General features: G+C 69.4%; 13 protein-coding genes. 3 read left to right on the plus strand and 10 right to left on the minus strand.

Annotated elements, in window-relative coordinates; genetic code table 11:
* Window positions 1-258: 258 nt before the first annotated feature.
* The 5 genes from AB0J78_RS30705 to AB0J78_RS30725 form a co-directional block, all read right to left on the minus strand.
* A complete protein-coding gene (locus AB0J78_RS30705; RefSeq protein WP_363795090.1) occupies window positions 259-3,561 on the minus strand; it encodes an arabinosyltransferase domain-containing protein in 3,303 nt (1,100 codons plus the stop codon).
* Window positions 3,562-3,777: 216 nt separating this feature from the next.
* Complete coding sequence (locus AB0J78_RS30710; protein WP_363795092.1) at window positions 3,778-4,689, minus strand: glycosyltransferase family 2 protein; 912 nt, start codon at window positions 4,687-4,689, stop codon at window positions 3,778-3,780.
* Window positions 4,686-5,504 carry an ABC transporter ATP-binding protein gene (locus tag AB0J78_RS30715; RefSeq protein ID WP_132623511.1) on the minus strand — a complete coding sequence of 273 codons (819 nt, stop codon included), beginning with the start codon at window positions 5,502-5,504 and terminating at the stop codon, window positions 4,686-4,688. The genes AB0J78_RS30710 and AB0J78_RS30715 overlap by 4 nt, the downstream gene beginning before the upstream one ends.
* 17 nt (window positions 5,505-5,521) lie before the next feature.
* Complete coding sequence (locus AB0J78_RS30720) at window positions 5,522-6,385, minus strand: ABC transporter permease (RefSeq protein ID WP_363795094.1); 864 nt, start codon at window positions 6,383-6,385, stop codon at window positions 5,522-5,524.
* Between the two features lie 107 nt (window positions 6,386-6,492).
* Entirely contained in the window at window positions 6,493-7,026 is a 534-nt protein-coding gene (locus AB0J78_RS30725; protein ID WP_363795096.1) for a bacterial proteasome activator family protein, read from the minus strand.
* Between the two features lie 134 nt (window positions 7,027-7,160).
* On the opposite strand from AB0J78_RS30725, the gene AB0J78_RS30730 reads away from it, so the two are divergent.
* Window positions 7,161-8,360, plus strand: a complete 1,200-nt coding sequence (locus tag AB0J78_RS30730; RefSeq protein WP_363795098.1) for a cysteine desulfurase-like protein — start codon at window positions 7,161-7,163, stop codon at window positions 8,358-8,360.
* 82 nt (window positions 8,361-8,442) lie between these two features.
* Here the strand turns inward: AB0J78_RS30730 and AB0J78_RS30735 are convergent, their stop codons facing one another.
* Complete coding sequence (locus AB0J78_RS30735; protein WP_363795100.1) at window positions 8,443-9,420, minus strand: NAD(P)H-quinone oxidoreductase; 978 nt, start codon at window positions 9,418-9,420, stop codon at window positions 8,443-8,445.
* 152 nt (window positions 9,421-9,572) lie between these two features.
* Between AB0J78_RS30735 and AB0J78_RS30740 the strand changes: the two genes are divergently transcribed.
* Window positions 9,573-11,084 carry a M28 family metallopeptidase gene (locus tag AB0J78_RS30740; RefSeq protein ID WP_363795102.1) on the plus strand — a complete coding sequence of 504 codons (1,512 nt, stop codon included), beginning with the start codon at window positions 9,573-9,575 and terminating at the stop codon, window positions 11,082-11,084.
* A gap of 48 nt (window positions 11,085-11,132) precedes the next feature.
* Here AB0J78_RS30740 and AB0J78_RS30745 read toward each other — a convergent pair whose 3' ends face one another.
* Together AB0J78_RS30745 and AB0J78_RS30750 are read right to left on the minus strand one after the other, a co-directional pair.
* Window positions 11,133-11,738: a hypothetical protein gene (locus AB0J78_RS30745; protein WP_363795104.1), complete on the minus strand. Its 606-nt coding sequence runs from the start codon at window positions 11,736-11,738 to the stop codon at window positions 11,133-11,135.
* 149 nt (window positions 11,739-11,887) lie between these two features.
* Window positions 11,888-12,322, minus strand: a complete 435-nt coding sequence (locus AB0J78_RS30750; RefSeq protein WP_363795106.1) for a hypothetical protein — start codon at window positions 12,320-12,322, stop codon at window positions 11,888-11,890.
* Window positions 12,323-12,436: 114 nt separating this feature from the next.
* Between AB0J78_RS30750 and AB0J78_RS30755 the strand changes: the two genes are divergently transcribed.
* Complete coding sequence (locus AB0J78_RS30755) at window positions 12,437-13,117, plus strand: TetR/AcrR family transcriptional regulator (RefSeq protein ID WP_363795107.1); 681 nt, start codon at window positions 12,437-12,439, stop codon at window positions 13,115-13,117.
* Between the two features lie 46 nt (window positions 13,118-13,163).
* Here AB0J78_RS30755 and AB0J78_RS30760 read toward each other — a convergent pair whose 3' ends face one another.
* Window positions 13,164-13,352, minus strand: a complete 189-nt coding sequence (locus AB0J78_RS30760; protein WP_363795109.1) for a hypothetical protein — start codon at window positions 13,350-13,352, stop codon at window positions 13,164-13,166.
* 79 nt (window positions 13,353-13,431) lie between these two features.
* Complete coding sequence (locus AB0J78_RS30765) at window positions 13,432-13,650, minus strand: helix-turn-helix transcriptional regulator (RefSeq protein WP_363795111.1); 219 nt, start codon at window positions 13,648-13,650, stop codon at window positions 13,432-13,434.
* Window positions 13,651-13,683 lie beyond the last annotated feature (33 nt).

Here is a 13,683-nt window from a genome sequence, read left to right on the forward strand (position 1 = left end):
GCGAGAGCATCGCGCACCTGGGCGTGCTCTCGCACCACCTCGACAACCACCGGCCGCTCGTGGAGCGGTTCGCCGCGGGCCTGCCCAACAAGCTGCGCGAAATTCGAATCCGCCCCCGCAACGGGTGAACGCCTCCGGGGCAGGAGTGGCTCGGGAAGTGCGTGGTGATGCGGGAGGGGTCCTCGCACGTGCGAGCGCCCCTCCCATCGGACGTGGCCGGCAGGAGGGGCGCTCGGGGCGAGGTTCCTCGGGTGAGGACTACTGGTCCGACTCCTCGGGGGCCTCGAAGCCCTTGACGTCGTTGCGGTCGTCGGAGCTGGGGACGTCGCCCGGGAGCTGCAGGGACTTCGGCAGCGGCCCCGGAGTCCAGTTGCCCCAGTGGGTCTCCGTGTGGACGTCCATGGCCGTCTGAGCCGGTACGGCGTCCGCGTCGTACGGGTCCACGGCGTACAGCGAGCCCCAGTCCCGGTGGATGTTGTTCTTCATGTACGTCGGCAGCTCGCGCATGCTCGTCGCCACGTTCAGCCAGCCGAACGGGCCGCCGGAGTCCGGCGACGACCAGCCCTGGCCGATGTCGCGGACCTCGGCACCCGCCGCGACCCGGAACTTCGGGATCTCGGCGACGCCGTGGTGCACGCGCGGCAGCTGCAGGCACGGGTGCACCAGCGCGGCCGTCCACTCCACGAACGCGGGCTGGTCACCGACGAAGTCGGTCATGTTCACCAGCTGCGGCGCGCGCGGGGCGCTGACCGCGACCCAGCCGTTCGGGCCGAGCGCGTTGTCCACCGCGACCACGCGCATCTTCGTGGCGCCCTCGGACTTGCCGCCGAGCGTGTAGCGGAAGTCCCGCCAGTTCGGGCCGCCGTCCCGCTGCACCACGTACTTGCGCTCGGTGATCAGGAAGCCGTTCGGGGTGTCGTGCCCGAACTCCAGCGCCACCGAGTTCGCGCCCAGCTCGGCGCCGGCCAGCGACAGCACCACCGGCACCTCGCCGCGCTGCGCGCGCTCCGGCAGGTCGTACCACTGGGTGCGCAGCTCACCGGTGCCGACGGCGGCGGCGTCGTAGCTGCCCCACACCGGCGCATTGTCGTTGCCGAACTGGTGCGGCGGCTTCCAGTTGGGTTCCTGCGGGTCGGTGCCGTCGCCCGGCGGCAGGCCGGGCTGGTTGAAGCCGGACAGCTTCGCCCGCATGTACTCGTCGGCGTCTTCCTTGTCCTGCAGGCGCTTGGGCGGGACGCCGATCTCCTTGTCCTCGGACGGCGCCGCCGTGGCCGGTTGTTCCCCGGCCACGCGCAGCATCCCGGACTGCGGGTTGGTCTCGACGTAGATGTAATCGGACAGGCCGCAGCTGGTGCCCACGATCTGCTTGATGTTGTCCGAGCCGAGGCTGTAACTGCCCCACTGCTTCTGGATGACCTTGCCGAAGTTCGCCAGCTCGAACAGCACCAGCAGGGCGCACAGGATCGACAGCGGAGCGGTGCCCATCCGCAGCGCGCGGCTGCGCCTCTCCTCGCGGCTGAAGCGCTCGTCGACGACCTTCGGGTTGTGCTCGTCGATCCTCAGATGCTCGATGAACGCCACGACCAGCGCGATGAACGCGATGATCAGCAGGATGGTGCTCAGGTGCCTGCCCTTGAGCTGCGGCGGCATGTTGTACCAGGGCACACCCCAGCCCGAGACGTACCACCACGCGTTGGGGCCGGTGGCGGCGAAGGCCAGGATGACCATCAGCCCGGCGAAGAAGGCGGCCCGGTTGCGCTTGGAGCGCAGCACGGTGGTGCTGGTGGCCAGCGCGGTCAGCGCGGCCAGCGCTCCGCCGGTGGCGGCGAAGATGCCGAAGTGGTGCGACCACTTGGTGGGGGTCAGCACGAGCACGCCGAAGGACATGGCGCTGATCGCCAGCAGTCGCCGGCTCGGTCCCAGCGCCGCACCCCGGATCCGCCCGCGGCGCAGCAGCACCACGGCGCAGGTCGCCAGGCAAAGGATGACCAGCAGCACGGGGAAGCGTCGCGTCATGGAGCCGTCCGCCGTGGGGCTGAACAGCAGGTTGTAGCGGCTGAGCTCCTCGTACCAGCTCTGGCTCGGGCCGATGTCGGTGCGCAGGTCGGTGGCGTCCATGACCGACTGCCACGTCTGGTCGGCGAACACCAGCGTCAGGATCACGAACCCGGAGGAGGCGATCGGCGCCAGCACCGGCAGCCAGCCGAACTCCAGGGCCCGCTTGCGCACCAGCCGGAACAGCGGCTTGAGGGCGGCCACGAACGGCAGCACGGACACCATGCCGTGCGGGTTCGCGCCCACCGAGAGCGCGGCGACCACGAGGCCCAGCGCGGCCGGCATCAGCCGGTCGGTGGCCACCGCGCGCTCGACGGCGCACAGCGCCAGCAGCGAGAACAGCACCACGACGGGTTCGGGGCGCAGGCCGTTGTTGTAGGGCAGCCAGAACGCCAGGAACACGGCCGCGGCCGCCCACCCCGCGGCGTTGGAGCGCCGGACCTCCTGGCCGAGCCTGGGCAGCACCTCGCGGGAGATCAGCAGCCAGCTGACGATGCCCATCAGCAGCGCGGGGAGTCGCACCCACGGCGTGGCCGTGGAGACCTGCACCCACACCGAGTACAGCTCGTAGAACCAGCCGAACGGCGCCTCCGGGACACCGAACCACCGGTAGTAGTTGCTGACGTACCCGAAGCTCTCGCGCGCTCGCGCGATGTTGAGGATGTAGCCGTCGTCGGAGGTCATCGCCCCGACGACCCACCACACCAGCAGCGAGCCGATCACCGCGACGTCCCGGAACGTCGGCTTCCACCAGCCGATCGCCAGCCACTTCGGGGGACGCCTGCCCGCGCGCACGTCCAGGCGCCGCAGGCAGATCACCGAGCCGAGGAAGGCCAGCACGGTCAGCGCGATCACGGCGAGCTTCAGCGACGTCGCCTGGCTCTCGTAGCGGGTGTCCACGCGCGCCTCGAACGACAGTCCGCGCACGTCGTCGAGTCGGTCGTCGATGCTGGAGTACACGCCGGTCAGCTGCGGGCGCTGGTCGCCGCGCAGGTTGGCGATCGACTGGTCGCCGACGTTGGCGGTGCTGCCGTAGCCGTCGGACCGCAGCGAGATCGAGCAGTCCCCGGCGGGAATCGCCGCGGTGCCGACCTGCTGGCCCTTGGTCAGCAGCGTCAGCTGGCCGTTGTCGACCTGCAGCGTCAGACCGGTCAGCTTGCCGTAGTCGGACGAGGGCGGGTTGGTGCTCAGCAGCACGGCCGCGCCGTTGGTGCGCGCGTCGAGGCTGCGCGCCAAGACGCACGGCACCTCCGCGTTGAGCCACAGCGGCGAGTAGCCGACCAGCGGCGCCGACACCGACTTGGTGCCCTCCGCCGTCGGCCACTTCAGGGTCGTGACGTCGTGGTTGACGGGCAGGAACGGCACCGCCAGGGCGAGCACCGTGCCCAGCACGCCCAGCACGGAGGCGAACAGCTTCAGCCGCCTGGCCGACGGTCGAGCGCGGTCGGTCCCGTTGTCTGCCGAAGGGTCGTCCGTTCGGCGGCTGTCTTCCTGGCCACTGAGCACGAAAGGAGAATAGTAGTTGCTGGTCCGGGCGCTTTCGCGGCATTCCGAGGGTGTGCGAATCGACACCAGAGGTAACGTCGTGAGCTGCGAACTCAGTTCGATCTCAGGCGCCTCTAAGCGTCTCGTGACCTTCCGGTTATCGATCCCGCTGTGAAGTCCGCGTAAAAAGCGAGCGGTCGCCGGGAGTTCCGGCGACCGCTCGGTCGAAGCTTCGGATCAACGGCGGAAGAACCGCTCCTTGCGTCCCTGGATCACCAGGCGCAGCCACTCGCGGAACGCCTTCGGGTCCTTGCGCTGCACCACGAAGTACAGGCCGAACCGGACGACCTCCAGGGCGCCGATCTTGCGCATCCCCGGCTGCGAGAGCAGGTATCCGCGGTTGCGGTAGGTGTAGTAGCGCTTGTTGGCGTCGGAGGGGTCCTGGGCGTGGAACCGCCCGCCCAGCATCGGTTTGAACTCCGCCGAACCGTCCGGGTGCAGGAACTTCGTGCGGAACGTGGTCCCGAACGGCAGTCCCGAGCGCACCAGGCGGCGGTGGATCTCCACCTCGTCGCCCCGGAAGAACAGCCGGTAGTCCGGCACGCCCACGACGTCGAGCGTGGTGGCGCGGAACAGCGCGCCGTTGAACAGCGAGGCGATGCCCGGCAGGAAGTCCTCCGGCAGCTCGCTGACCTCGCGCTTCCAGGTCAGGCCGCGGCGCAGCGGGAAGGCGAGCGTGCCGGGGGTGTCGATGTTGACCACCACCGGCGACACGGCGGCCAGGCGCCGCTTTTCGGCGACCTCCAGCAATGTGGACAGCCCGTGCTCGTCCGCCGGGCGGCCGTCGTCGTCACCGAGCCACACCCACTCCGCGCCGAGGGACAGCGCGGTCAGCATGCCCAGCGCGAAACCGCCGGCGCCGCCGAGGTTTCGCTGCGAGGCGATGTAGGTGGAGGGCACCGGGCAGTCGTCGACCACGTCGGAGGCCGACTGGTCGGGACCGTTGTCGACCACGACCAGGTGGTCCGGCAACCGGGTCTGACTCGCGATGACCTTCAGGGACTCGGCCAGCAGCTCGCGACGGTGCCTGGTGACGATGACCGCGACTACGGATCCGGCGGGCAGCTGCTGTGCGGAGTCGGTGCTCATGAGCCTTCTTCGCTCCCGATCGTGGCCCGCGATTCGCCGATCCGGGCCAGGGTTTCCTCACTCAGGTTGTTGAAGGGGTCGTACCCCTTGTAGTGCGTCAAGACCTCGCGCAGCGAGCCCTCTTCGCGGATACCGCCCTTGTCCATCCAGATCGCGGTGCTGCACAGCTCGACGAGGAACTCGTCGGAGTGCGACGCGAAGACAAGCATGCCGGATCGCTTGACGAGGTCGTTGAGGCGGTCCCGCGCCTTCTCCAGGAACTCCGCGTCGACCGCGCCGATGCCCTCGTCCAGGATCAGGATCTCGGGGTCGATCGAGGTCACCACGCCCAGCGCGAGCCGGACCCGCATGCCGGTGGAGTAGGTGCGCAGCGGCATCGCCAGGTAGTCACCGAGCTCGGTGAACTCGGCGATGTCGTCGATCCGCTTCTCCATCTCCTTGCGGGACATGCCCAGGAAGAGGCCGCGGATGATGATGTTCTCGTAGCCGGAGATCTCCGGGTCCATGCCCACGCCGAGGTCGAACACCGGCGCGACCTTGCCGACCACGCGAGAGCTGCCCCGGGTGGGCTCGTAGATGCCCGACAGCAGCCGCAGCAGCGTGGACTTGCCCGCGCCGTTGTGGCCGACCAGCGCGACCCGGTCACCTTCGCGCAGCGACATGTTGATGTCGTGCAGCGCCTCGATGACCGGCACCCGGCTGTCCGTGCCGATCTTGCCTCCGGCTCGGCCGAGCACGGCCTTCTTCAGCGAGCGGGACTTCGCGTCGAAGATCGGGAAGTCGACCGCCGCGTTCCATACGTCGATGCTGACCATGGTTTATTCGGCCTCACTCAGACCCAGTAGGAGACACGGGCACGGTAGTTGCGCAGCACGACCAGTGCCACGGCCCAACCCACGACGGTGATCGCGCCGCACACCAACCAGTGGTGCCAGGCGATCGGGGTGCCGAGCATGGGCTGCCGGATGATCTCCAGGAAGTGCATGAACGGGTTGATCTCGGCGAGCTTCGCGCGCTCCGCGATCGCCACGTTCGGGCTGGACCGGAACTCGTCGTAGTTCCACACGATCGGCGTCATGAAGAACATCAGCTGCACGATGCTCTGGGTGACCGGCGGGATGTCGCGGAAGCGGGTCGAGATGGTGCCCACGACCAGGATCACCCAGGCGCCGTTGAGCGCGATCAGGGCGAAGGCCGGGATCGCCATCAGCGACATCAGCGACAGCGGCTTCGGGAAGATCAACAGCAGCACGAAGTACACGGCGAGGTTGTGCGCGAAGAACAGCACCTGCCGCCACAGCAGCCGCAGCACGTGAATGCTGACCGGTGCCGGGAGCTGCTTGATCAGGCCCTCGTTGGAGATGAAGACCTCGGAACCGTCGTTGACGCAGTTGCCGATGAAGCCCCACACGATGAAGCCCACCGCGAGGTAGGGCAGGTGCTTCTCCAGCGGCTGCCCGAACAGCTGCGAGTAGAGCAGACCGAGCGCCGTGACCGTGACGGCCATGCTGATGGTGATCCACAGCGGGCCGATGACGGAGCGGCGGTAGCGCTGCTTGATGTCCTGCCAGCCCAGATGAGCCCACAGCTGTCGCTGGCTGAGGGCGTCACTGATGTCCTTGAACGCTTTTCGCCAGGACCGCGGCGAGATCTCAGAAGGCGCCGTAGGTCGGTCTAGCGTGCTCGTAGCATGCACGAGCGAAAGAGTACCGACCGCGCGTGTGCACACTCGGGCTGGGCATCACTCGAAGGCGTAGCGCCCGCTTGACGTCGGGCGCTACCTTCCGTTATCGCGCAGGACCGCTAGAGGTACTGCCCGGTGCCCTTGGTCGGGCCCATGTCCGGTTCGCCGGAACCTGCCGGCAGACCTCGGCGCATCTGCTCCAGCTGGGCTCGTGCGGCCATCTGCTGGGCGAAGAGCGCGGTCTGCAGGCCGTGGAACAGGCCCTCCAGCCAGCCGACCAGCTGGGCCTGGGCGATCCGCAGCTCGGCGTCCGAGGGCGTGGTCTCCTGCGCGAACGGCAGCGACAGCCTTTCCAGCTCCTCGATGAGCTCCGGCGCCAGGCCCTGCTCCAGCTCCCGGATGGAGGACTGGTGGATCTCCTTGAGCCTGCTGCGGCTGGCCTCGTCCAACGGCGCCTGGCGGACCTCCTCCAGCAGCTGCTTGATCATGGTGCCGATGCGCATCACCTTGGCCGGCTGCTCCACCAGGCCGTTGATGTCCTCGCCGTGCTCCTGGCCCTCGTCGCCGACCTCGGTCGCGCCGGCACCCACGGGGTTGCCGTCCTCGCCCACCACGAACACCTGCGGGCGCTCTTGTTCGCTCATGGCTGCCATGGTTCCAGTGTGCCGCCAGGTCGTGGGAGGGGTCGTGCCGACTCGCCCGCAGCGCTGGGGCGACGGCTCGCGAGTGATGCAGTATCGACCACCCTGGACGTCGCCGAGTCCCGCGTTTCAGTAATGTCTGGATCATGGCGTTCGACGTCGCGGCGGTTCGCGGACTCTTCCCGGCGCTCGGCGACGGGTGGGTGCACCTGGACGCCCCGGCAGGCATGCAGGTTCCCGAGCAGGTGGCCACGGCGGCGTCCACCGCCCTGCGGGCCCCGGTTTCCGGTCCTGGCGGGAACTTCCCCGCTTCGCAGCGCGCCGAGGCGATCGTGGAGGCCGCTCGTCGCGCGATCGCGGATCTCGTGGGTGCCAAGCCCTCCGGAGTGGTGCTCGGGCCGAACTCCGCAGTGCTGCTCGGCAGGCTCGCCGACGCCCTGGGCGACGGCTGGATGATCGGCGACGACGTCGTCGTCTCCCGGCTGGACTCGCCCGACAACGTCGACCCGTGGCAGCGCGCCGCTCAGCGCTCCGGTTCGACCGTGCGCTGGGCCGAGATCGACATCGAGACCTGCGAGCTGCCGACCTGGCAGTACGGCGACCTGGTCACGCCGCGCACGAAGGTCGTGGCGATCACCGCGGCTTCGGGCGCGGTCGGCACCCGGCCGGACATCCGCCCGGCCGCGGAGGCCGCTGACGAGCACGACGCGCTGCTGGTCGTCGACGCCTCCTCCGCCGCGCCCTTCGTCCCACTGGACGTCACCGAGCTGGGCGCCGACGTGGTCGCCGTCAACGCCTCGGCGTGGGGCGGTCCGCAGGTGGGCGCGCTGGCCTTCCGCGACCCGGCGATGCTCGATCACCTGCCGTCGGTCTCGCTCGACCACAGCGCTCGGGGACCTGAGCGCCTGGAGATGGGGCCGCACGCGCTGCCGCTGCTCGCGGGCCTGATCGCGTCCGTGGACTACCTCGCCGGTCTCGACGACGCGGCCATCGGGCCGCGCCGGGAACGGCTGCTGACCTCGCTGCGCGCGGTGAAGTCCTACCAAGCGGGTCTGCTGACCAACCTGACCAACGGGCTGCGCAAGCTCCCCGAGGTGATGCTCATCGGCGACGCCATGCGCCGGATCCCGTCGGTGGCCTTCACCGTCAACGGCGTCAAGGCCGAGGACGCCGTCTCGCACCTGGCCGACCAGGGCATCTGCGCCTTCGCCGACCCGGGCACCCACGGCGTCTTCGCGGCCCTGGGCGCGGCCGAGGTCGGCGGAGCCATCCGGGTCGGCCTGGCGCACTACACGAACTCCACCGAGGTCGACCAACTCCTCCAGGCGGTCGCCGACCTCACCTGACCGGGTGGGGAATTCGAATTTCGCGCGAAATTTGAACGCCGAAGTTCAGGCTCGAATTTCGCGCGAAATTCGAATCCGGCCCTCACCGCACCAGGAGGATCTTGCCCCGGACGTCGCCCGATTCGAGGGTGGTGTGGGCGCGGGACGCCTCGGCCATCGGGATCCGCGTGTGCACCGGCATCCGCACCTCACCGCTCTCGATCAGCGGGCAGAGGCGTTCGCGCACGTCGGCGACGATGCGGGCCTTGCCGTTCGGTCCGTCCACGGGGCGCCCGCGCAGGCCTAGGGCAGACATGCGCAGGCGCTTCATCAGCATCTTGCCCATGTTCAGCTCGGCCTTGGCGCCGCCCTGCATCCCGATCACGGCCAGGAACCCGTCCATGGCCAGCGCGGAGAGGTTCCGGTCCAGGTAGGACGCACCCATGTTGTCGAGGATGACGTTCGCCCCGCCGAGACCCTTGACGACCTCGACGAAGTCCTCGTCGCGGTAGGAGATCACCGGGTCGGCGCCCAGTTCCGCGCAGAGCGCCCGGCTCTCGGCCGACCCCGCGGTCGCGGCGACCCGCGCGCCCAGCGCCTTGGCGATCTGGATCGCGCAGGTCCCGATACCGCCCGCGCCGCCGTGCACAAGGAACACGTGACCTTCGCGCAGTCCGGCCTCCATGACGACGTTCGACCAGACGGTGCAGCCGACCTCGGGAATCCCGGCCGCCTCCACCAGATCCACTCCGGCGGGTTTGGGCAGCACCTGCGCCGCGGGGACGGCCACCCGCTCGGCGTAGCCGCCGCCCGCGAGCAGCGCGCACACCTCGTCGCCGACGTTCCAGCCGGTCACGCCCTCGCCGATCTCGGCGATCGTGCCGGAACACTCCAGTCCGGGGATCTCGCTTGCGCCCTTGGGCGGCGGGTAGTTGCCTTGGCGCTGAGCGAGGTCGGCGCGGTTGACCGCGCTGGCCACGACGTCGATGGCCACCTCACCGGGGCCGGGTTCGGGGTCCGGGTGTTCGGTCCACACCAGAACGTCGGGGTCACCGGGCTCGCGGATTGAAATCCCATGCATGCCCGTGACGGTAGTCAGCCTCGGGCGGCGCGAAAACCGAGAACGCGGGCCGAGTCGGGAAATACGGGAAAGATTCCCGCTTCTCCAACTCGGTCCGGGTTCGCTTGACTGTGTCGGACAACCACTCGATCCGCACAAAACGGGGGAGCTCGATGAGTTCGCGAACCATCACACCCAGGCGCACGGCCGCTGCTGTGGCCGCCACTTGCGCGGCAGCTCTGGTCGCCATCGCCCCGGCCTCCGCGGCGCCGGCCGGCCTCGGCGACCGGATCACCGGTGACGCGGTCAACCGTCACCTGATCGCGTTGCAGCGGATCGCCGACAGCAACGGTGGGAACCGCGCGTCCGGGCTTCCCGGGTACGAGGCGAGCGTGGACCACGTCGCGGGCAAGCTGCGCGGTGCGGGCTTCGACGTGACCACCCCGGAGTTCACCTACGACGCCTACTACCTGGACTCCTTCAGCCTCGCGGTCGCCGGTCAGCCGACCGAGGGCGACGCGCTGGAGTACTCCCCGGCCACCCCGCAGGGCGGGATCACCGCTCCGCTGTCGGTCGCCGCGGTCGACGACACCCCGGGCTGCGAGGCCACCGACTTCCCCGCTGACGTGGCGGGTTCGGTCGTGCTGATCCAGCGGGGGTCCTGCACCTTCGCCGACAAGCAGCGGGTCGCGGCGGATCTCGGTGCCGCGGGCGCGATCATCTACAACAACGTCGACGGGCCCCTCAGCGGCACGCTCGGCGACCCCGCGGACGCGCGCATCCCCAGCGCGGGCGTGACCAAGCAGGTCGGCGAGGCCCTGGCCGGGCAGGCGGGCGCCGAGGTGAAGCTGGACGTCCAGTCGCGGTTGGAGACCGTCACCACCCGCAACGTCGTCGCGCAGACCCGCACCGGCCGCCCCGACAACGTCGTGATGGCAGGCGCGCACCTGGACAGCGTCGCGGAAGGGCCGGGCATCAACGACAACGGCAGCGGCAGCGCCGGATTGCTGGAGACCGCGCTGCGCATGGGCGGCAGCCCGCAGACCGAGAACGCGGTGCGGTTCGCCTGGTGGGGCGCGGAGGAGTCGGGCCTGATCGGCTCCACGAAGTACGTGCAGGGCCTGACCTTCGAGCAGCGGCTCGACATCGCGCTGTACCTGAACTTCGACATGATCGGCTCGCCGAACGCCGGTTACTTCGCCTACGACGGTGACGACTCCGACGCCGTCGGCTCGGGTCCCGGCCCGCAGGGTTCGGGTCAGATCGAGAAGGACTTCGTGGCCGCGATGGCCGCGGAGGGCGTGGAGCTGGAGGGCACCGACTTCAACGGCCGCTCCGACTACGGCGAGTTCATCGCCAACGGCATTCCCGCGGGTGGGCTGTTCACCGGTGCCGAGGGGGTCAAGACCGACGCCCAGGCCGCCAAGTGGGGTGGCACGGCGGGTGTGGCTTACGACCCGAACTACCACCAGGCGGGTGACCACCTCGGCAACATCGACCGCGTGGCCCTGGAGCGCAACGCCAAGGGCCTCGCGAACGTCGTCGAGGCGTACGCGCACAGCACGGAGGCGGTCAACGGCATGCAGACCCGCGAGGAGCGGGCCAGCGCGCGCCAGGCGCAGCTGTCCACCTTCGCCGCGCACGCCGAGGGCCGGGCGATCCCGCACGGCCACGACGCGAGCTGACCGGCCGCTTGAGCGGGGCGCGGTCGTCGCCGCGCCCCGCTCACCGGGTTAGGAGATGGTCACCTCTGCCGGGAGCTGCAGCGTGCCGCTGAGCGTCGCGCTGGTAGCGCCGTCGCAGAGCAGGCCGCTCTCCCTGATCGGGAACGAGGCGTTGGAGTTGGCGGTCAGCTGATGGGTGCCGTTGTCCCAGCCGTTGGCCGGTACGGCGGCGTTGTCCACGGTGATCGTGCACACGCCGCTGATGGTCACCGTCGCGCTGGCCTGGCTGATATCCACGCTGCCGGTGCTGGTCGCGGTGGCCAGCCACTGGCCGGACGGCGTGACGGTGGTGGCCGCGGACGGGGCGAGCGAGTTGGTGCAGCGGGTGATGGTCGGCGCTGCCGGAGCGCCGGAGGAATCCACGGTTCCGGCGACGGCCGGGTTGCCGGCGACAGGTGCCTGGACGTTGCCGTTGACCACGTCGCACCGGACCTCGGTGCCGGTGTTGGCCGTCATGACCAGCTGCGTTCCGCTGGCCAGGGTGATGGGTTCGACGGTGTTCTGCGGGTTCCACTGCACGGCCTGGGCGGTGGCCGCCTGGGCCGCCGCGGCGCCGCCGAGGTAGAACGCGGCGATCATCGCCACTGCTGCGATCTTGTGTCGTCCTGCGCGCATCATGACCTCCTGTCGTGGGCATGCCTCGCTGCTCCGACGGCACGTCGTTTCGCGTCGCGGAGTGGTGGGAGCGGTGGTGAATTCGAGGCTGCGCCCGAGGGAAAATGTATAGAAACACGCATGTTTCTAAACCGCAATGACAGGTTTGATCACCAGTGGTCGTCGCAGTTCCGATTCGTTCGAAGGAGAGGGGCGAATCGGGTGAGTCGGAGGGCCAATCGGGTGTGGTCGATCGTCTCCCTGCGTAATTCCTCGCGAACGAGATGGCGGAGCGCTCCGATGATGAATTCGATCTTCGTCTTGTTCTCCGGCTGGTTGTGCGCCGCGTTCAACTCGACGAGTGACCTGGTCAGATCGTTCGCGGAGGAACGGACGTAGGTCGACAACCAGGGATGCCCGGTCTCATCGCAGGCGCCGAAGTACAGCCGGGCGGCGGCCGGGTTGTCGGCCAACCAGGTGATCAGCGCGGAGACCACCGCGCCGTATCGATCAAGGCAGTTCTGGTTCTCCAAGCACGCCTGCTCGCAGGCCGCGTGCCACGCCTCCACAGCATCGGCGAACGGCTCAGGCGAATTCGAGATCACGTGCCCACCTTCGTTCCCCCCGGAATGTCCACGCGGGCACGTTAGCGGGCCGGTAAGCTTGATTTGAAGATCTTGCTTAGCCGATTCATCGACCACGAGCGAGGTAGCAGGCAGTTGGGCGCCAGGGTTCCCCGCGATCAGCGGAAGCTGCCGCCTGGGCGGCACGGAATCCCGGCGGATCAGGTGGCCGAAGACCAGCGCGGGCGCATCCTCGGCGCCGTGGTGACCGCCGTCGGTCGGCGCGGCTACGCGGACGCGACGGTCGAGGACTTCGTCAGCGGAGCCGGCGTCTCGCGCAAGACCTTCTACCAGCACTTCGCCAACAAGCAGGCCGCGTTCCTCGCCGCGCTCGACGACGTCGCCGAGCGCCTGGTCGCGGCCGTGCACAACGCCTACTCGGCGCACGAGGACTACGTCTCCAGCGCCCGCGAGGCGTTGGAGAGCACGCTGCGCGAGCTCGCGGCGGATCCGGACGCGGCGGTGCTGGGCATCGTCGAGGTCTTCGCCGCAGGCACTGAGGCGCTGCGCCGCCGAGGCGAGATCATCCGCAGCCTCACCGAGGTGATCACGGAGCAGACGCGGAACTTCCCGCAGACCGCGCTCGGGGCGAGCTTCACCGCCGAGACCATCGTCGGGGCGGTCCTCGAAGTCCTCTACAACCGCGTGCAGCGCGGTGAGGCCGAGCAGCTGCCCGAACTGCTGCCCGATCTGCTGTTCTGCGTCGTCGCCCCGTTCATCGGCGAGGAGCGGGCAGCGGAGGAACGCGCCAAGGCGCAGCGCATCGCGACGAGTTAGCTCCGCCGGACGGAGCGTCCTCGCCGCTGCCCTGACCGATGCGCCCTCAGGCGCCGACGACCTCGGCGCCCGCCTGCTCTCCTGCCAGCAACGCCACCCTGTAGTTCGCCAGCGACTTGTTGAGGCGGTCGCGGGCGAGCTTCGCCTGTTCGTCGTCGACCCCGATGCCGAGGTGCGCGCACACGACGGCGCCGGTGGGCTTGGGCCGGGCCTTCACGTCTTGCGTCTCATCCACGACCCCCATGCTCGCAGCACAGGGCAGACCGCGTTCCCCGAGCCCTCCGTCGGGAAGCTGAACCCTCGATGACGAGGGTTCAGGACTGCACCACCACACCCATCACTTCGAGGAACCGAAGCGCCAGCGGCTTGGCCGGGACGATCTCCTGCGCCTCGAAGCGCGCCACGTCGGACTCGGTGATTCCGGCCGACGCGGCGAGCTTCGGCTGGTCCCAGCCCAGCTCCTGGCGGGTGAGGAGCACCAGGCGGACCAGGTCCTCGGTGTCGTGGGGGTGTTCTTGCTCGGTTCCACTCACGTGCCGACCCTATCGGCGCAAGATCACTGGCCC

Source organism: Saccharopolyspora sp. NPDC049426 (assembly GCF_040676935.1).
In the GTDB taxonomy this organism is placed as follows: Bacteria; Actinomycetota; Actinomycetes; order Mycobacteriales; family Pseudonocardiaceae; genus Saccharopolyspora.